Here is an 18595-nt window from a genome sequence, read left to right on the forward strand (position 1 = left end):
CGGTGCCGTCCCGGCGGTCGCGCTCCCTCTCGCCCGCGCTCACCCGCCTCGCTTGCGATACCACGCGCGCTCGCCGACCGGCGACTCGCCGTCCTCGACGGGGAGCCGCCCCACGAACAGGTCTCTGACGGCGAGCGTGATCACGAGTTCGACGGGGGCGTCGCCGTCGTCTCCGGCTCCACCCCCCTCCTCGCCCTCCGACGCGACCGGGCGGACCGTCACGACGGCGTGCCCGTCGCGTTCGTCGATCGACTCGATCACTCCGACCGACCACCGGTCGACGTGGTGCGACGGCTCCCGGGCGTGGACGCGGTCGTGGTTCACTGCGCTCCCTCCTCGACGCGGCGCACCGCGAGCGCCGCCTCGCAGGTGCACTCGACCTCGCACTTCGGGCACTCCGCGGCGGGTCGGTCGATCGGCTCGCGGTGGACCGTCTCGTAGCCGTGGCGGTCGAACAGCTTCTCCGGGGAGTCGGCGCCGCGGTGATACCACGAGTCCGCGACGAGCACGTCGACCCCGCGTTCGGCGCCGATCCCGTGCAGGCGTCCGAGGAGCCGGCTCCCGATCCCGCGCCCCGTGGCTCCGTCCCGGACGTACCCCATCTCGAGGTGACCGTACCGGTCGGCGGCGGGGATCAGGTCGGAGTCGTCGAAGAAGTACATCTCGTCGGCGACGGCGCCCGAGTCCGCGAACTCGCGGAGCGCCATCACCCCGAGGATCGAGTCGTCGACATCTCCGCCCGCGTCCGGTCCTGCGCCGCCCGCGTCCGGTCCTGCGCCGCCCGCGTCCGGCCCTGCGCCGCCCACGTCCGGTTCCGCCCCGCCCTCGCCCTCCACCGCAACCAGCACGTGGTACGTCGGGTCGCCGATCCCGAGGTCGACGCCGTAGGAGCTCCCTTCGCTGAAGTGCTCGGTGATGAGCGCCTCCAGTTCGTCGGCGTCGCCCGGCCGCGGGTCTCGGATCGCGATCTCGTCCATCCTCCGAAGGTACGCTCTCGGCCGACAAGAGCGGCGCGGTGGGTCGGCGTCTCCGAGGCCAACCGCCGCGGCCTATCCGGCCGCTCCCGGCCGCCAGACGCCCTGTTTCCGGTCGAGCCACGCGACAACGACCACGTGGGGAAGCGTCATGGCCGCGATGGCGACGAGCGACACGCCGAGCAGGTCGCCGGGGGCGGCGACGCCGGCGGGGACCGAGAGCCCGACCGCGCCGACGATGAGGAACCCCCCGAGGGTGAGCGGCGCGGCGTCGCGCGCGAACTGCCGGAGGGCGCCGGGCACGTCGCCGTCGCGGATCGCGGTCGCCGCCCGCTCGTCGACGAGCACGAGCCGGCCGACGTGCCGGAGCGCGTGCCAGAGCGCGAAGTACACGCCCACCGCGAACACGGGCGCGGCGAGCAGGAACCACGCCCACAGCGCCGCGACCTCGCCGACGTCGCGGAGCCACCCGCGTTGCGAGGCCCCGGATCGGACCCGCCAGTACCCCAGCCCGACCGACAGCGCCGTCGCGGCGACCATGAACGCGCCGACGGCCAGCCGGGTTTCCGGGACGAACACGGGGTCGACCGCGGCGGCCGAGTCGACGACGAACAGGCCGACGATCCACTCGGCGACCAGCCGGTACTCGTCCGGGTGCGCGAGCAGCGGGACCCCCATCGGGAGCCCCCCGCGGACGACGAGGCTCAGCCAGCGCTCGGCCGAGGTCGGGAGGTGGTCGACGCCGGCCACGACGAGCGCCGCCACGTCGCCCTGGCCCCAGTGGAGCCACGTGAGCGCGATGAACCCGACGAACGCGGCCACGGGCGCGAGGAAGAACGCCGCGACGACCGCCCCGCCGAGGACCGCGTAGGCGACGGAGACGACCGCGATCGACCGCCGGAGCGACACGTCGGTCGCCGCTCGGAGGGGGACGAGGTGGTCGACCGCGCCGTGGGCCATGCCGACGACGAGGGTCCCGAGCGCGAACGTCGCGACGCCGACCTCGACCGGAAACAGGGGGGTCACGGCGCCGACCGGCAGCAGCGCCGCGAGCGCCAGTGCGGGGTACAGCGCGAACCACCGGTCGACCCCCGACCGGGCGCGGTCGCCGCGGTCGATCGCTCCGGTCTCGCGTCTCGCCGCCGAGCGCGTCGCGGCCTCAGTCATCGACGGGGTCCAGCGACTCCGGCTCCGGTTCGGGCGAGTCGGGCTCCGGCTCCCGTCCGAACGCCCCGGTCGACGACTCGGTCGGCCGCCCGCGGCGGTCGTTCCAGTCGAGCACCCACTCGAACAGGACGAGCCCGTTCACGGTCATCACGCCGGCCGAGGCGAAGAAGAGCATCTCCTCGATCGGGAGCCCGAGGACGGCGATCCCGCTCGTGAGCTCGGGGGAAAGCCGCCACGTCCCCATCGCGATCGCGATCCGGTCGGCCACCCAGAAGTACGCGGCCGGGATCAGCGTCGCGGCGAGCCACATCCGCGGCGTCCGGATCAGGTAGCCGCCCCCGACCGCCCACTGGAGCGCGAAGACGGGGCCGACCCACGCGATCAGCCCGCCGAGGTAGAGGTACGAGGGGTCGAGCGTCACGAGCCAGAGCCCGCCGACAACCATCGCGACGCCGGCGACGACGCCGGCGACCCGGGGCGCTCGGTCGAAGTCGCCCTCGCGGAACGTCGGGTCGAACCCGATCAGGTGGAGCGCGAACCCGGTGACGACGGTCTGAATGGCGAAGAAGAGGTACTCGCCGAGCGGGATCGACAGCGCCCGGACGAGCACCGCGCCGTCGGCGTACGACCACGCCCCCCGCCGGATCATGTAGCTGATCCACGGCGTCGTGTACACGTACGCGATGGCGACGAGGATCGCGATCCCGACCGTCGCGCGTCGCCGGCGGACGGCGCCGTACCGCGGCGCGAGGTACCACAGCGCCGCGACCACGGGGAGGCTGAAGACGAGGTGGAACTGGAGATACGTCAGCGTCGGTAGCATCCGATCACCCCACCGGCGGCGTTCATGGGTTCATGTTCGCTCTCTCGCTTATTAAGGGCCAGTCCAAACAGTGTGGTCGTCCCCGAGGGTCGGCGGGATCGCATCCGGGGATCGGCGGCCGACGAGTCTACTCCTCGCGCGACAGCACGCCGTGACCCTCCAGCACCTTCCCGAGCCGGAACATGGAGGCGACGACGGCGTCGCAGACCGGGCGGACCGCGTCCTTCGGCACGAATCCGACCGCGAGCCCGGCGACCTCCAGCATCGGGAGGTCGTTCGCGCCGTCGCCGACCGCGACCGTCTCGGCCATCGGGTAGCCGAGGTCGTCGGCCAGATCGGCCAGCGCGTCGTCTTTGGTCCCCTCGATGAGCGGCCCCTCGGCGTCGCCGGTGAGCTTCCCCCCCGCCATCGGGAGGCGGTTGGCGACGATCGTGTCGGCCTCGACGCCTTGCTTCGCGAGCGCGCGCTCGACGCCGCGCTCGAACCCGCCCGTGAGCACCGCGACGTGGTGGCCGTCGGCCTGCAGGCGCTCGATCAGTTCGCCGGCGCCCGGCCGGAGCGCCACCTCGTCGAACGCGGCCGCGACGTCGTCCTCGCCGAGCCCGCCGAGCAGCTCCGCCCGCCGGTAGAGGCTCTCGGCGTAGCTGAGCTCGTCGTTCATCGCCCGCTCCGTGATCGCAGCCACCTCGTCGGCGACGCCCGCCCGCTCGGCGAGCAGGACCGTCATCTCGGAGTCGGAGAGCGTGCCGTCGAAGTCGAACGCGATGAGGCTCATGGACTCCGTTCGGCCCGGAGCCGTTTTTAAACACCCGATCGCGCAACGATGACGCGCCCCCGGTGGTCTTTTTGCCCGTCGCGGTCGTCGTCTCCGCATGGACAGACCCGACGCGGACCGCGCCGACGTCGACGTCGACGACCTCCTGAAGCTGATCTTGGGACTCGCTGTCGTGTGGCTTCTCGTGGAGATCCTCGGCGCGGTGCTGGACCTCACGTTCGCGATCGTAGACGCGATTTCCCCGCTGATCGTCATCGTGATCGTCGTCCTGATCGCCTTACGGCTCACCGACCGGATCTGAGACGTGTTCAGCCTGAACGTCCCGCTCCCGCCCGCGGTCGGCGATCTTGCGGCCGATCTCCACCCGAAACTCTCGGGGTTCGACCGCGTGCGCGACCGACACACCCTCGTCTGTAAGCGCCTCGGGGTCGAGGACGTCCCGGACCGCGTCGCTGGCGGCGCTCGCTCCGGCCGCGCGGACCCCGATCCCGGCGGTGAACCGACGCCGCCCAAGCCCGAGGCGCTCGCGGCGCTGCGCGAGGACCTCCGCCCCCTCCTTTCGGGGACCGACCCGTTCGACGTCGCCGTGACCGGGATCGACGTCTTCGACTCGCCCGCCTCCGGCTCGCGGCCGGTGGTGTACCTCGCCGTCGAGAGCGACGTTCTCGTGCGGCTCCATCAGCGCTTGTGTGCGGCCTACGGCGCGATCGAGGGGATCGAGGGCGAGGAGTTCGTTCCGCACGTCACCCTGGCTCGCGGCGGCAATCCGTCGCCGGGCGTCGTCGCCGACCTCGTGGGTGCGGAGATCGACCCGATACGGTGGCGCGTCCACGCGCTCGACCTCTACGACCCCGAGTTCCGCGAGGTCGCCGCGACTATCGATCTATAACTGTCTGTCGGCGGATCGGCGGTGAACGCTTCCAAAGCCTCAGCTGCTCGCTTATAAATAATTGATTGCGGATCGTCGGCGAACAGCTTCAAAGCCCCAGCCGGGAGGCGATACGCGAATGTCTCCGATTAAACGGTGAACACATCCAAAGCCCCAGCCGGCGAGGCGGGCGCACACTCGCTGCGCGCTTCGGTCGTTCGCTTCGCTCACTCCCTCCAGTGCTTGCGTCGTCTGCGCCCGCCTCGCCGGCTGCCCCTTTGAGTCCCGCCCCGCACAGCAACCGCACCTCACGCCTCCCCAGCCTCGTCGCTGGCACCCTCCGCTTCGCTTCGGGCGCCAGCGACTCCCTCGCACGGGCTCCTCGCGGCCGCCGAGGGCGGCCGCTCGGAGGCGTGCGCCACCGCTGATCTACTTATAAATAGCACGTCGCCGTCGGCGGTCACTCCCGCTCGCTGCCGCCATCGCTACCGCCAGTCTCGTTGCTCTCGCTCGGTTCGTCGACCGCGTGGTGCGGCCCGACGGGGCCGTGCGTCGGACAGACGCCGGCGATGGGGGTCGCGTTGAGACAGCAGGCGCGCTGTTGGCTGGCGATGACGCCCCGCGAGAGGGGTTCGCCGCAGCGGCGACAGTACGACCGCTCGTCGGTCGCCATCCCTCACCGCTCGCGGATCCGCATCGGCACCGGGTGGTTCGGGTGCATCGTCAGCGACCCGCGCAGCGAGAGCTCGGGCCCCTCGTAGTCGAGCTCGTACTGCGAGCAGACCTTCGCGAGGATCAGCTTGGCTTCGAGCAGCGAGAACGCCTTCCCGATGCAGTGGCGCGGGCCGCCCCCGAACGGGAAGTACGCGAACCGGGGGCGTTGGCTCCGGCGCTCCGGTTTCCACCGGCTCGGGTCGAACGTCTCCGGGTCGTCGTACCAGCGCGGGGATCGGTGGACTACCCACTGCGAGAGCATGAGGGCGGAGCCCTCCGGGATCCGGTACCCCCCCAGTTTCACGTCGAGCTTCGGCTCGCGAAACAGGGTGTAGACGGGGGGATAGAGGCGCATCGACTCGTTGAGCACGCGCTCGGTGAAGTCCATGTCGCGCACGTCGGCCGCGGTCGGGGCGCCGTCGGCGGCGGTCGCGTCGGCCGCTGCGCGACCACCACCGGTCGCGGCTTCCGCCTCCGCCTCAACGCGCCCCCGCGCCTCGGGGTGGTTCGAGAGCAGGTAGAAGGTGTACGTCAGCGCGAGCGCGGTCGTGTCGTGGCCCGCGAGCAGCATCGTCACCAGCTCGTCGCGGAGGTTCTCGTCGGTCTGCTCGCCGCGGTCGCGGGCGCGGAGCAGGACGGAGAGCAGGTCCATCGGCAGATCGCCGTCGCCGTCCCCGGCGGGGCCGCGCACGGCGACGCCCTCGGGGCCGGCCGGGTCGACGCTCGGGTCGCGCTCGGTCCCCCGCCGGCGCTCGACGATCCCGTCGATCACCGATTCGAGGGTGTCGACGGCGGCGTCGAACTCGCGGTTCTCGCGGGTCGGCACCCAGTTCGGGATCAGGAAGCGGCGGGGGTCGGGCTCGAACCGGGCGCCGAGCGGCTCCAGCTTCTCCTGGACCGTCTTCACCTCCTCGTCGGTGATGTCGGCGCCGAACATCGCCGAGACGATGATCTTGACGGTGAGACGCGCGACCTCCAGCTGGATGTCGACGACGTCGCCGTCGCTCCAGTCGGCGAGCTGCGACTCGGTGTGGTCGACCATCGTCCCCGCAAGCGCCCCGATCCGCCGGTTGTGGAACGAGGGGTTCGCCAGCCTGCGCTGGCGCTGCCACGTCTCCCCCTCGCTCATGAGGAGGCCGTTCCCCAGCAGGGTGTCCATGGCGTCGTCGCCGAACTGCGGCTTCCGGTAGCGGTCGGCGTCGGAGACGAGGACGCGCTCGATGTCGGCGGGGTTCGTCAGGAGGTAGGTCTCGCGCGGGCCGAGGTCGAAGCGAACGACGTCGCCGTAGCTGTCGGCGCAGGCGCGCATGAACGAGAACGGGTCGTCGGCGTACTGGCGACCGTTGCCGAAGACGGGGTCGCCGATGGGTCCGGGCGGCGTGACGGACATACGAGAAACAGGGTCTCGGCGAGGTTAAACGTTCGGCAGCGGGGAGAACGCGCGCCTCGGTTGGCGCCTTGCGGCCACCTACTGCGTCGCGGCCACCTACTGTCTCGCGTCCAGCCGCTTGACGCGCGCGATCAGCTCGTCGACGGCGACCTCCTGGTCGTCGGTCGCCTCGACGATGCGGTCGGTCGCCTCCTCGGTGCGGTCGGAGCGCTCCCGGACCGCTTCCAGCGACGACGTGAGCTCCTCGACGGTCGCGGCCTGGTCGTCCGTCGTCCGGGCGACCTCGGCGACCCCCGCCGCCGCCTCGTCGACCGCGTCGGCGATCTCCGCTAAGGAGTCCAGCACCGTCTCGATCTCGGCCCCGGCGTCCTCGATGCGGTCGTGCGAGCGCTCGACGGCGGTGCTCGTCTCGTCCGACTGCGCCTGGAGCTCGGCCAGGCTCTGCGTGATCTCCTCGGTGTAGCCGCGGGTCTCGTCGGCGAGCTTCTTCACCTCCTCGGCGACGACGGCGAACCCGTCTCCGCCCTCGCCGGCGCGGGCGGCCTCGATGTTGGCGTTCAGCGCGAGCAGGTTCGTCTGCTCGGCGACGTCGGAGATCACCTCGATCACCTCCTCGATGTCGTCCATGCGCTCCGAGAGCGCGCCGACGCTCTCGACGAGCTCGTCGCCGATCTCGACGACGTCCTCGGTCGCCTCGCGGGCGTCCTCGCTGGCGTCGAGCCCCTGATCGGCCGCCTCGCTGGCCGCGACCGCCGCGGAGTCGACCTGATCGGCCGTGGCGGCGACCTCCTCCATGCCGGCCGAGAAGGACTGCATCTCGGAGACGCTCTCCTCTAACAGCTCGTTTTGCTCGTCGACGTTCTCGGCGATGTCGGCGGCGGCCCCGCTCGCCTCCTGGACCGTCTCGTCGATCTGCCGCGCCTGCTCGTGGACGCTCTCCGAGAGGTCCTGGAGGTTCTCGGCCATTCCGTTGACGACGTCGATGGCGGCCAGCAGCTCCTCGTCTAAGATCTCGCACTCCTCGTGGCGGACGGCGCGGGCGTCGAGGTTCCCCTCGCCGATCTCCTCGGCCGTGCCGCGGATCTCCGCGACCAGCTCCCGCGTCGCGTCGCGCTCGTTGACGTTCTCCGTGCGGTCGACGACGACCTCGGTGACGCCGATGACCTCGTCGCCGTCGTACAGCGGCGTCGCCGTGAACTCGATGTGCTTCTCGTCGCCGTGCCGGTCGACCATCGTGCTGGTGTCGCGGTAGCGGTTCCGGGCCGAGCCGCAGCGCTCGACGCCGTACACCTCGTCGGCGTCCTCGGGCGCGTCGAGCACCTTGTCGGCGAGGGTGTCCGCCCGGCGGCCGTCGGGGTAGAACAGCTCCGAGACGTGGTCGTGGCCGATCGCGTCCTCGCGCTCGCTCCCGGTGAGCGCGACGATCGACTCGTTCCACTCGGCGACGTTACCGTCCGCGTCGAGGATGAACGTCGGAACGCTCGTCGCGTCGAACGCCTGTCGGAACCCCGCCGCGGCCAGCGTCTCGGCGCGGGCGACGCCGTCCTCGTCGGTCACCTTGTGCGCTTCGCCCTCCGCTCCGACCGCCGGCCCCGGCGCGCCGGCCGCGCCCGAACCGGCGTCTGATTCGTCGACGACGACGCCCCCGTCAGGGACCGACCGCGAGTTCCGATCCCGTCCGAGCACGCCCCGGAGCAGCCCTCGAAGTCCCGTCATGTCTACGTCGCTCTCTCCAAAGCACCCGAATAAACTGTTCCCTCTGTTATTCAACTATGATAATCAACGGGTTCGACGACTGACAGGACCGGCTCCGCGATCCCCGGCCCGCAGCGTTCAAACGCGTTCGGCGGCTACCTCGATCCGATGGACGCCGACGCCGTGCGCGAGCGGGCCGCGGACCTCCCGACCGAGCCCGGCGTCTACCAGTTCCGGGCGGGGGAGACCACGCTGTACGTCGGCAAGGCGGTCGACCTCCGGGACCGGGTCCGGTCGTACGCCGACCCGCGCTCGGGGCGTATCCGGGGGATGGTCGCGCGCGCCGACCGGATCGAGTTCGCGGTCACCGACACCGAGACGCAGGCTTTGCTCTTGGAGGCGAACCTGATCAAGCGGCTCCAGCCCAGATTCAACGTGCGGCTGAAGGACGACAAGTCGTACCCGCTGATCGCCTTGACCGACCACCCGATCCCGCGGATCGAGGTGACCCGCGACCCGGAGGAGGGCGCGGTGGCGTACGGCCCGTTCACCGACAAGGGCCGCGTCGAGACGGTGGTGAAGGCGATCCGCGACGAGTACCGGCTCCGCGGCTGCTCGGACCACAAGTACGCGAACCGCGACCGGCCCTGCCTCGACTACGAGATGGGGATCTGCTCGGCCCCTTGCACCGGCGAGATCGACCCGGAGAGTTACGCCGAGGACGTGGCCTCTGTCCACCGGTTCCTGGAGGGCGAGACGGGCGTCCTCGCCGACCCGCTGCGCCGCCGAATGGAGGCCGCCGCCGAGGCCGCGGAGTTCGAGCGCGCCGCCAACCTCCGGGACCGGCTCGAAGCGGTCGAGGCGTTCCACGGCGAGGGCGGCGAGGCCGTCAGCGACCGCTCGGACGACCGCACCGTCGACGTGCTCGCGGCCGCCGTCGAGGGCGACGTCGCCCGCGTCGCCCGGCTCCACAGCGAGCGCGGCCAGCTTGTCGATCGGAGCCGTCACCGGCTGGACGCGGCGGCGGTAGGCGATGAATCGTCTGACGGCGACGAGGGTACCGACCCCGACGCCAACACCCCCGCCGCGGTGCTGTCGGCGTTCCTCACGCAGTACTACGCCGAGCGCGAGTTCCCGGACGCGGTCCTCCTGGCCGAGCGCCCCGCCGACCCAGACGTAGTCGACTGGCTGGAGGCCGAAGGCGTCGCGGTGCGGGTGCCCGGCGCGGGCCGCGAGGCGAAGCTCGTCGAGCTCGCGCTGAAGAACGCCCGCAAGCGCGGCGGCCGCGACGACCCCGTCGGCGCGCTCGGCGAGCGGCTCGGGATCGACCGTCCCGCCCGCATCGAGGGGTTCGACGTGAGCCACGCGCAGGGGACCGCGGTGGTCGGCTCCGACGTCTGCTTCGTCGACGGGAGCGCGGAGACGGCCGACTACCGCCGGAAGAAGCTCACCGACCGCAACGACGACTACGCCAACATGCGGGAGCTGATCCGGTGGCGCGCCGAGCGCGCGGTCGCGGGCCGGGACGACCGCCCCGACCCCGACCTCCTGCTCATCGACGGGGGCGAGGGCCAGCTCGGTGCCGCCCGCGACGCGCTCGCCGAGACCGGGTGGGACGTGCCCGTCGTCGCCCTGGCGAAGGCCGAGGAGCTGGTCGTCACCCCGACCGGAACTCGCCGGTGGGACGACGACGCCCCCGAGCTCCACCTGCTCCAGCGCGTGCGCGACGAGGCGCACCGCTTCGCCGTCTCCTACCACCAGACCGTCCGCGACGAGGTCGCGACGGTCCTCGACGACGTGCCCGGGGTCGGCCCCGAGACCCGGCGCCGCCTCCTGCGCCGCTTCGGGTCGGTCGAGAACGTCCGGGACGCCTCCCGCGAGGATCTCACTGACGTCGACGGCGTCGGCGACGCGACCGCCGAGACGCTCCGCGAGCGTTTATAAATAGCCTGGATAGCCAAGTGATTAGTTATATACAACTGGTGCGGTGGCGCGCTGCCAGAGGCGCTTCGCGCCTCGCTGCCGCGAGGGCGAAGCACGCTGCAGCAAGCACCACAGGGAGCGAACGAAGTGAGCGACCGAGGAGCGTGGTTCGAGAGAGCTTCGCTCTCTCGTCATCACGAGACGCCGAAGGCGTCTCGAACGACAGCAAAGCGCGCGAGTCCTCGCGGCTGGGGCTTTGGAGGTTACCACTGTCGATCCAGCAGCAACCATTTATAAGCGAGCGGCTGGGGCTTTGGAGGTCTCTATCGATCCTGCGTCAACCCTTCATAAACGAGCGACTGGCACTTCGCGGATACCCTTCACATCATCAACGATTTATAAGCGCTCTCCACCAAATTCCCCTTCGTCATGCGAGCGTTCTTCGCCGTCGACCTCCCGGACGATCTCGCGAACCCGATCGCGGACGCTCAGGCCGCGTTCGAGGGCGCCGAGGGCCTCCGCTTCGTCGATCCCGAGCAGGCGCACGTGACGCTGAAGTTCCTCGGCGAGGTCGACGAATCGGACACCGACGACTCCGCGCCCTCCCTCGACGACGTGATCGCGGCCGGCGAGCTCGCGGTCGCGGACGCCGACGTCGACCCCTTCGAGTGCGCGATCGCGGGGTTCGGCGTCTTTCCGAGCCTCGACTACGTCTCGGTCGTCTGGGCCGGAATCGACGAGGGGAGCGCCGGACTCACCGCGCTCCACGAAGCCATCGAGACCGAGACGACCGCGCTCGGCGTCGACCCGGAGGAGCACGCGTTCACCCCGCACGTCACGCTCGCCCGGATGAACGACGCCCGCGGGAAGGGATTGGTGCGGGACGTCGTCCAAAACCGCGATCCCGAGATCGGCCGGTTCGAGGCCGAGGAGGTCCGCCTCGTCTCGTCGACGCTGACGGACGACGGCCCGGTGTACGAGACCGTCGCGTCGATCGAGCTCTGAGAAACCGGTGGGCGTAGGAGACGCTCGATCGCGGTGGAGGGCGAGACGAGCTCCGGTGCCGATATCGACGAGTCGAGGGACCGGAACGCTGTCTCGCCGATATTCTCGTCGCTGATACTTACGGGAGTACGTTTAATCGCGGCGCCGACAAGTCGGGGACAGATGGAGCACGACTCGCGTTCGAACCGGGCCGACGATACGCGTCCCCGGGCGTTCGCGCTACTCGACGAGGGCAACGACGCGGCGACCCGCCTGGAGGGCGTCGAGGCGCTCGGGACCCCGTCGAGTTCGATGGTCGCTGACGAGCGTCAGATCGCCGACCGGCTGTTGCGGGTCGTACTCACCGACGAGGACGCCGCCGTTCGTGCGGAAGCCATCGACGCGCTGTACTTCCACGGCGACCGATACGTCGACGAGCTCGTCTCTCGGGTCGCGGCCGCGGTCCGACGGCGCGACGCCGCCGCCGGTCCAGAGACCGTGTTCGCCCGATGGCTGACGAGCGACCACGCCGCCTATCGGATGGTCGGGGCGACCGGGCTGGGCGCGACGGGCTCGCCGGACGCGACGGATCGGCTCCGCGAAGCGTTCGGCGACGGCGACGCCCGGGTGCGGGCCCGGTCGGTACGTGCGTACGCCGAGCTCGGCGGTGACGCGGTCGCTCCGATCAGATCGCTGCTGGGAACGCGGAACGCGCTCGTGTGTCGCGCCGCGGTCGACGCGCTGGTGACGATCGGCACGTCGGAGGCGGTGACGCTCCTCTCGACCGCCGCGGACGCGGGGAGCGAACGGCTCCGCCGGACCGTCGTCACGCGGCTGTACGGGCTGGACCGCCCCGAGTCGGCAGCGGTGCTCCTCCGGGCGACGGCCGACGCGTCTCCCGAAGTCCGGTACGCGGCGACCGTGTCGCTGGTCAGGCTCCTCGCGGAGGGGGAGTCGGTCCGGGGACGCGACGTCCGCGAGCGGGTCGTCTCCGACCGGCCGTCAGGGGACGAAAGGGAGGAGACGACCGGAGCCGACGGGACGCGCGGCCCGCACGACGGGACCGGCGGCGCGGACGACCCCGAGGACCGACCGATCGGTCGACTGCTCCACAGAGTCGTCTCCGGCGACCGCGGGGGCCACGCCACCGACGAGGCGCGGTGTCACGCGGCGTGGCTGCTCGGCGAGCTCGGGACGGCGACCGGCGACCCGGCCGTCATCGAGTGGCTGCTGGACGCGCTCGGTCACGCCGACGACCTCGTCGCCGACCTCGCCGCCGCGTATCTCCGGCGCGTCGAGTCCCCGGATCTCGAACGGCAGCTGAGGGCGCTGGCGGAGGACCCGGGAACGGGCGAGGACGCGAGCGAGCGAGCGCGGCGGGTGCTCCGCCGTCGTAAGCGCCGGACGGCCGACCGCGTGACCGACCGGGCTCTGGAGTACGTCTACGTCAGGTGGCCGGCGGACTACACGGAGAAACACCGGGAGTGACTCGGTACGACGGGACGCGGACTCCCGGACGAACGAGACGCCGGGCTACGTCGTCCGGACGAACCGCTCGTCTTCGGCCGCCAGACGCAGGTCCATCTCGTCGTCGAGGAAGTTCAGCACGGTCGAGACGTTCGCGTCCGCGTCGGCGTCGGAGTACAGCTGGAGGGCGCCGCCGGTGTCGTCCAATCGGGCGGAGAGCATCCTGATGAACGAGCAGGCCGTCTGCACGTCGAACGACCGAACGATCTCACGGAACACGCTCACCTCGACCGAGAGCGTGTCGCCGGCGGCGTGGTTGGCGTCGATGATGCGCGACACCGTCTCACCGAGCTCCTCCGCGCCGAGTCGAGGATCGATCTCGACGATCTCGACGGACCCGTCGTCGGGACCGTCGGGCGCGTCGGTCTCGAACGAGTACGGTTCGCTGCTGACGACGACGGTCCGACCGGGCCAAGCGCCGAGTTCCGCGTCGAGCAGGCGAACGAATCGGTCCGGGTCGGCGGTGACCGCGATCACCAAGTCCGCGTGGTCGTGGAAATGCACTCGGAGCGCGTCGGCGCCCGGACCGTCGACCGGCGCGGCGACGTGGACGGTGCCGTCCCACGAGAAGCGGTCCGCGACGTGGACGCCGTCGACGACCCCGTCCGCGGCGTGCTCGTAGAGGTGGGTCTTGAACCCCTCCACGACGCTGTCACCGTCGTAGCCCGTCTTCTCGGTCGAGCAGTACGGACAGTCCCAGCTCGTCCGGAAGTCCGACCGGGAGACGGCGTCCGGCGCGTGCGCGAGGAGGTGCGAACCGACGACGTCGCGCATCTCGGAGCGGTCCGCGGTCCACGCGACGAACCCGCACCGACCGCACCCCCATCGAGTCATCATTATCGGAAGCGTGTGTATCACCTGCCTATCGGGGGATATGTATGTTGTGTTACAGGCGACCGTCGCTGTCAGTCGACCCGTCGTCGGGACCGGGATGCTCGACCCGGACCCGCGTCACCCGCGTCGGGGTCGCGCCCGTGACGGTGAGCGTCACCTCGCCGATCTCGACTCGGTCGCCCTCGGCCGCGATCCGCCCGACGCGCCGGGTGATCAGCCCCGCCACCGTCTCGACGCCCCCGTCGATCGGGAGCTCCAGCCCGAGCGTCTCGTTGAGGTGCGCGACGGTGGTCCACCCGCGGACGACCGCGGCGTCGGGCGCCACCACGTCGACGTGGTCGGTCTCCCACCGCCCCACCAGCTCGCCGACGACCTCCTCGACGACGTCCTCCAGCGTGACGATCCCGACGACCGCGCCGAACTCGTCGACGACGACCGACAGTCGTTGCCCGCTCGACCGCAGCTCGTCGAACAGCTCGTCGACGGGCTGGGTCTCCGGCACGAACGTCGGCTCGTGGAGGGCGCTCGCCAGGGGCTCGCCCCGCTCGTGGGCGCCGATGGCGTCGCGCACGTCGACGGTCCCGATGATATCGTCGCGGTTCTCGCCGTAGACGGGCATCCGCGTGACGCCCTCGCGCCCGGCGGTCGAGAGGACGTCGGCCGGGGTCGCGGTGTCTGGGACCGCCACCATGTCGGTCCGGGGAACCATCACCGCGGAGACGCGGGTCGACCCGAAGTCGAGCACGCCGCGGATCATCGCCCCCTCGTCGGCGTCGATCGCGCCCGCGGCCTCTCCCGAGAGCACGAGCGTCGCGATCTCCTCGCGGGTGAGGTACGACTCGATGGCGGACTCGCCGCCCGTGAAGCGGTTGACGACGCCGGAGAGCGCCTCGAAGACGTACAGCACCGGGCGGATGACGCGCTGGATCCCGACGACCGGCCGCGAGACGCGGAGCGCGTGCCTCTCGGCGTTCGCAACCGCGTACGACTTCGGCGCGATCTCGCCGAAGACGATGACGAAGACCGAGGTGACGATCGTCGACCCGGTCGCGGCCTGGCCCCCGGAGAAGCCGAACCGGACGAACACCGCGGTCGCGACCGAGGCGGCCGCGATGTTGGCGACGTTGTTGCTCACGAGCGCCGTGACGAGGAAGCGGTGCGAGTCCTCTCGAAGCGCCGAGAGCGCCCGCGCGCCGGGGACGTCGGCCGCGAGCAGCGAGTCGATCCGGTGCGTCGGGACCGAGAAGACCGCCAGCTCCGAGCTGGAAAAGAAGGCGCTGATCCCCGTCAACACGAGGATGGCGGCCACGCCGACGAACGCGATCGTGATGTCCATGTGGGCACGTGCGCCCCGATATAAAAGGCAGTACCGCCGCGGGCCGAGCGCGCTCGGGGCCGCTGGACGAGCACTCTCGGCGCCCGGACGACCAGCGGCCGGCGCCCCGAGGCGAGCGGAGGGGGGCGCTCCGCGACCGCGATCCGGGTAGACACGAACGAGGTGTTTCCACCGGAAACGAAGGGGGTGCATACGCACGATCAAGGATCATATCGCCCGGCAAAACGGCGCGATTCGGAAAGCGTTAACCTCGCCCCGCCGGAGGATACGGGTATGAAGGTACTCGTGACCGACCCCATCGCGGACGCGGGGTTGGACCGACTCCGAGACGCCGGCCACGAGGTCGAAACGGACTACGACGTCGAGGGGGAGGCCCTCCTCGACGCCGTGAGCGACGCCAACGCGCTCATCGTCCGCTCCGGGACGGAGGTCACCGAGGCCGTCTTCGAGGCCGCCCCCGAGCTCGTCATCGTCGGTCGCGCCGGTATCGGCGTCGACAACATCGACATCGAGGCCGCGACTGACAACGGGGTCATCGTCGCCAACGCGCCCGAGGGGAACGTCCGGGCCGCCGCCGAGCACACGGTCGCGATGACGTTCGCCGTCGCCCGCTCGATCCCGCAGGCGCACGGCCGCCTCATCGGCGGCGAGTGGGCCAAAGGCGAGTTCCTCGGCACCGAGGTGAACAACAAGACGCTCACCATCGTCGGGCTCGGCCGCGTCGGGCAGGAGGTCGCCAAGCGGCTCGACTCGCTCGGGATGGACCTGGTCGTCTACGACCCGTACATCTCCGAGGAGCGCGCCGACCGGCTCGGCGCCGAACTCGTGGAGGACCTCCACGAGGCGCTCGCGCGCGGCGACTTCGCGACGGTCCACACCCCGCTCCTCCCCGAGACCGAGGGGATGATCGGCGAGGACGAGCTGGCCCAGCTGGAGGGAGGCTACCTCATCAACTGCGCCCGCGGCGGCATCGTCGACGAGGCCGCGCTCGCCGAGGCGGTCGACGACGGCGTCCTCGCGGGCGCCGCGCTCGACTCCTTCGCCGAGGAGCCGCTCCCCGAGGACTCGCCGCTGCTCGACGTCGAGGAGATCGTCTTAACGCCGCACCTCGGCGCCTCGACCGAGGCGGCACAGGAGAACGTCGCGGTCGACACCGCGGAGGCCGTGCTCTCGGCGTTCGACGACGAGCCCGTTCTGACGGCGCTCAACGCGCCCTCGGTCGACGAGACCGCGTTCCCGCGGATCAAGCCGTACATCGCCGTCGCGGAGACCGCCGGGAAGGTCGCCGCGCAGCTGCTCGACGGGCGGATCACGAGCGTGGAGACGGCCTACGAGGGCGACATCGCCGACGAGGACGTCGAGCTCGTCACCGCGAGCGCGCTGAAGGGCGTCTTCGAGCCGCTCGAGTGGCAGGTGAACGCGGTGAACGCGCCGCGGCTCGCCGAGGAGCGCGGCATCGACGTGACCGAGTCGAAGACCCGCCAGACGGAGGACTTCCAGAGCCTCGTGCGCGTCACCGTCCATAACGGCGAGGACTCCATCGCCGTCGAGGGGACCCTGTTCGCCGGCGAGGACCCGCGCATCGTCCGGATCGACGGCTTCCGCGTCGACGCGGTCCCGTACGGCAACATGCTGGTCGCGCGCAACACGGACGAACCCGGCGTCATCGGGCTCATCGGCACCGTGCTCGGCGACCACGACGTCAACATCGCCGGGATGTACAACGCCCGCGAGACGCAGGGCGGCGAGGCGCTCACCGTCTACAACCTCGACCACGACGTCCCCGACGCCGCGATCGAGGCGCTGCTCGACGACGACCGGATCGTCGAGGTCACCGAGATCACGCTCGACGAGGCCGACGAGCGACAGGCGGAGTAGCGGCTCGGTTCGACTTCTTTTCAAACCCAAAAATCGGTTTCGCGGCGTTCTACCCGTGCAGGTGGTCGAGCACCGCGTCCACGTCGTTCGGCACGGGCTCGGGGTCGCCGCCGGCCTCGTAAGCGGCCTCGGGGTCCTTCAGGAGGTGCCCCGTCGTCAGACAGACCACGCGCTCGTCGTCGTCGACGACGCCGGAGCGCCGGAGCTTCTTGAGCCCCGCGAGGCTCGCCGCGGAGGCGGGCTCGACGCCGACGCCCTCGGCGGCGAGGTGGCGCTGCGCGGCGGTGATCTCGTCGTCGCTGACGGCGACGGCAGTGCCGCCGGTGTTGCGGATCCCGGGGATCGCCTTCGGCGCGTTGACCGGGTTGCCGATGCGGATCGCGGTCGCGCGCGTCTCGACCTCCTCCCACCGCCGGATCTCGTCGTTCCCCGCCTCGATCGCCTCGACCATCGGCGCGGCGCCATCGGCCTGCACGCCGGTCAGCTTGGGGACCTCGTCGACGTCGAGCGCGCCCGCCTGGACGAGCTCGCGGAACGCCTTATAAAGCGCGGAGGTGTTGCCGGCGTTGCCGACGGGGAGGACGATCCGGTCCGGGAAGACCCCGTAGTCGGCGTAGAACTCCTCTAAGATCTCGAAGCCGATCGTCTTCTGGCCCTCCAGGCGGAACGGGTTCAGCGAGTTGAGCAGGTACGCCTCGCCGCGGGCGGCCAGCTCCTGGACGATGTCGAGACAGGCGTCGAAGTTGCCGTCGACCTCCAGGATGCGGGCGCCGTGGAGGCTCGCCTGCGCGACCTTCCCCGCCGCGACCTTCCCCGCGGGGAGGAGCACGAGCGTCTGCATGTCGCCGCGCCCGCCGTAGGCGGCGAGCGCGGCCGAGGTGTTCCCGGTGGAGGCGCACGCGAGCGCGCCGACGCCAAGCTCCTTGGCGACCCGGACGCCGACGGTCATCCCGCGGTCCTTGAACGAGCCGGTGGGGTTCATCCCCTCGTGTTTGACTCGGAGCGTGTCGACGCCGACCGCCTCCTCGATCCGCGGGACGCGGTGGAGCGGAGTGTCGCCCTCGGGGAGCGTGACGCCCAGATCGAAGGGGAGCGCCTCGCGGTAGCGCCAGACGCCGCGGTCGGGGCCGTCGGAGGACGCGCCCGAGCCGAACTCGTCGAACGTCGGCGGGTCGGCGTAGCGCACCTCCAGTAGGCCGTCGCACTCGTCGCAGGTGTACCGGACGTCCTCGAAGGGGGCGAACGTCTCGTCGCACTCGATGCAGGCGAGCCACGTCCCGTCGTCGGCGCAGTCGGGCGCCGCCGGGGCCGGGGCGTCGATGGCGAGATCCATTACGTCGTCGTCCGTTCCGCCGCGGCTTAAGACGGGCGGTCCGGACGGACGTTGCCGTTTGCCCGCTCCGGGGCGAACCGGTTCGGGGCGGGGACGGCGTCGGGATGAAGTGTGATAGGACCGACCGACTCGGGCGCTCTTAGTCGACGATGATCTCGGAGCTCCCGTCGGACTCGTCGGGGCCGGAGCCGAGCCGGTTCTGATAGCGCTCGATCCAGTCGGCGAAGCAGTCGGGACAGAGCCGCTGGGTGTCGATGTTCGCCCGATCGACGCTCAGCCGGACGGTCCGTGCGAGCGCGTCCGTCGTCGGCTCGCCGCAGGCGTCGCAGGGATCGGTCGTCGGCGCGTCGCTCATACCGATCGGTCGCGGGGAC

18 protein-coding genes are annotated in these 18595 nt (G+C 71.1%); 6 read left to right on the top strand and 12 right to left on the bottom strand.

What is annotated here, in order from left to right; all coding sequences use genetic code 11:
* Window positions 1–39: 39 nt before the first annotated feature.
* The 5 genes from Hrr1229_RS06985 to serB all read right to left on the bottom strand — a co-directional run bounded on the left by Hrr1229_RS06985 (window position 40) and on the right by serB (window position 3739).
* Entirely contained in the window at window positions 40–324 is a 285-nt protein-coding gene (locus tag Hrr1229_RS06985; RefSeq protein WP_123113570.1) for a hypothetical protein, read from the bottom strand.
* Entirely contained in the window at window positions 321–977 is a 657-nt protein-coding gene (locus Hrr1229_RS06990; protein ID WP_123113569.1) for an N-acetyltransferase, read from the bottom strand. The genes Hrr1229_RS06985 and Hrr1229_RS06990 overlap by 4 nt, the downstream gene beginning before the upstream one ends.
* 72 nt (window positions 978–1049) lie before the next feature.
* Window positions 1050–2141, bottom strand: a complete 1092-nt coding sequence (locus tag Hrr1229_RS06995) for a Brp/Blh family beta-carotene 15,15'-dioxygenase (RefSeq protein WP_123113568.1) — start codon at window positions 2139–2141, stop codon at window positions 1050–1052.
* Window positions 2134–2964 carry a lycopene cyclase domain-containing protein gene (locus Hrr1229_RS07000; protein ID WP_123113567.1) on the bottom strand — a complete coding sequence of 277 codons (831 nt, stop codon included), beginning with the start codon at window positions 2962–2964 and terminating at the stop codon, window positions 2134–2136. The genes Hrr1229_RS06995 and Hrr1229_RS07000 overlap by 8 nt, the downstream gene beginning before the upstream one ends.
* 127 nt (window positions 2965–3091) lie before the next feature.
* Window positions 3092–3739, bottom strand: coding sequence for a phosphoserine phosphatase SerB (gene serB / locus Hrr1229_RS07005; RefSeq protein ID WP_123113566.1), 648 nt, complete (start codon window positions 3737–3739; stop codon window positions 3092–3094).
* A gap of 97 nt (window positions 3740–3836) precedes the next feature.
* Between serB and Hrr1229_RS07010 the strand changes: the two genes are divergently transcribed.
* Both Hrr1229_RS07010 and Hrr1229_RS07015 read left to right on the top strand, forming a co-directional pair.
* Complete coding sequence (locus tag Hrr1229_RS07010) at window positions 3837–4040, top strand: hypothetical protein (protein ID WP_123113565.1); 204 nt, start codon at window positions 3837–3839, stop codon at window positions 4038–4040.
* Window positions 4041–4043: 3 nt separating this feature from the next.
* The gene (locus Hrr1229_RS07015; RefSeq protein WP_123113564.1) at window positions 4044–4628 is read left to right on the top strand and encodes a 2'-5' RNA ligase family protein; all 585 of its coding nucleotides are present in this window, start codon (window positions 4044–4046) and stop codon (window positions 4626–4628) included.
* Window positions 4629–5067: 439 nt separating this feature from the next.
* Here the strand turns inward: Hrr1229_RS07015 and Hrr1229_RS07020 are convergent, their stop codons facing one another.
* The 3 genes from Hrr1229_RS07020 to Hrr1229_RS07030 all read right to left on the bottom strand — a co-directional run bounded on the left by Hrr1229_RS07020 (window position 5068) and on the right by Hrr1229_RS07030 (window position 8427).
* Window positions 5068–5280 (bottom strand): hypothetical protein, encoded by a 213-nt coding sequence (locus Hrr1229_RS07020; protein ID WP_123113563.1) that lies wholly within the window; start codon window positions 5278–5280, stop codon window positions 5068–5070.
* Between the two features lie 3 nt (window positions 5281–5283).
* Window positions 5284–6711, bottom strand: coding sequence for a cytochrome P450 (locus Hrr1229_RS07025; protein ID WP_123113562.1), 1428 nt, complete (start codon window positions 6709–6711; stop codon window positions 5284–5286).
* 96 nt (window positions 6712–6807) lie between these two features.
* Window positions 6808–8427, bottom strand: coding sequence for a methyl-accepting chemotaxis protein (locus tag Hrr1229_RS07030; RefSeq protein WP_123113561.1), 1620 nt, complete (start codon window positions 8425–8427; stop codon window positions 6808–6810).
* A 147-nt stretch (window positions 8428–8574) separates the two neighbouring features.
* Between Hrr1229_RS07030 and Hrr1229_RS07035 the strand changes: the two genes are divergently transcribed.
* The 3 genes from Hrr1229_RS07035 to Hrr1229_RS07045 all read left to right on the top strand — a co-directional run bounded on the left by Hrr1229_RS07035 (window position 8575) and on the right by Hrr1229_RS07045 (window position 12801).
* Window positions 8575–10350, top strand: coding sequence for an excinuclease ABC subunit C (locus Hrr1229_RS07035; RefSeq protein WP_123113560.1), 1776 nt, complete (start codon window positions 8575–8577; stop codon window positions 10348–10350).
* A 408-nt stretch (window positions 10351–10758) separates the two neighbouring features.
* Complete coding sequence (gene thpR / locus Hrr1229_RS07040; protein ID WP_123113559.1) at window positions 10759–11334, top strand: RNA 2',3'-cyclic phosphodiesterase; 576 nt, start codon at window positions 10759–10761, stop codon at window positions 11332–11334.
* A gap of 162 nt (window positions 11335–11496) precedes the next feature.
* On the top strand, window positions 11497–12801 hold the full coding sequence (locus tag Hrr1229_RS07045; protein ID WP_123113558.1) for a HEAT repeat domain-containing protein: 1305 nt from the start codon (window positions 11497–11499) through the stop codon (window positions 12799–12801).
* Window positions 12802–12846: 45 nt separating this feature from the next.
* On the opposite strand, the gene Hrr1229_RS07050 is transcribed toward Hrr1229_RS07045, so the two are convergent.
* Both Hrr1229_RS07050 and Hrr1229_RS07055 read right to left on the bottom strand, forming a co-directional pair.
* Window positions 12847–13677: a hypothetical protein gene (locus Hrr1229_RS07050; RefSeq protein WP_123113557.1), complete on the bottom strand. Its 831-nt coding sequence runs from the start codon at window positions 13675–13677 to the stop codon at window positions 12847–12849.
* A gap of 49 nt (window positions 13678–13726) precedes the next feature.
* Window positions 13727–15010, bottom strand: a complete 1284-nt coding sequence (locus Hrr1229_RS07055; RefSeq protein ID WP_123113556.1) for a hemolysin family protein — start codon at window positions 15008–15010, stop codon at window positions 13727–13729.
* Between the two features lie 273 nt (window positions 15011–15283).
* On the opposite strand from Hrr1229_RS07055, the gene serA reads away from it, so the two are divergent.
* Window positions 15284–16888, top strand: coding sequence for a phosphoglycerate dehydrogenase (gene serA / locus Hrr1229_RS07060; RefSeq protein WP_123113555.1), 1605 nt, complete (start codon window positions 15284–15286; stop codon window positions 16886–16888).
* A 49-nt stretch (window positions 16889–16937) separates the two neighbouring features.
* Here serA and thrC read toward each other — a convergent pair whose 3' ends face one another.
* Window positions 16938–18221: a threonine synthase gene (gene thrC, locus Hrr1229_RS07065; RefSeq protein ID WP_123113554.1), complete on the bottom strand. Its 1284-nt coding sequence runs from the start codon at window positions 18219–18221 to the stop codon at window positions 16938–16940.
* A 139-nt stretch (window positions 18222–18360) separates the two neighbouring features.
* A complete protein-coding gene (locus Hrr1229_RS07070) occupies window positions 18361–18576 on the bottom strand; it encodes a hypothetical protein (RefSeq protein WP_123113553.1) in 216 nt (71 codons plus the stop codon).
* Window positions 18577–18595 lie beyond the last annotated feature (19 nt).

This window comes from Halorubrum sp. CBA1229 (assembly GCF_003721435.2).
Lineage (GTDB): Archaea > Halobacteriota > Halobacteria > Halobacteriales > Haloferacaceae > Halorubrum.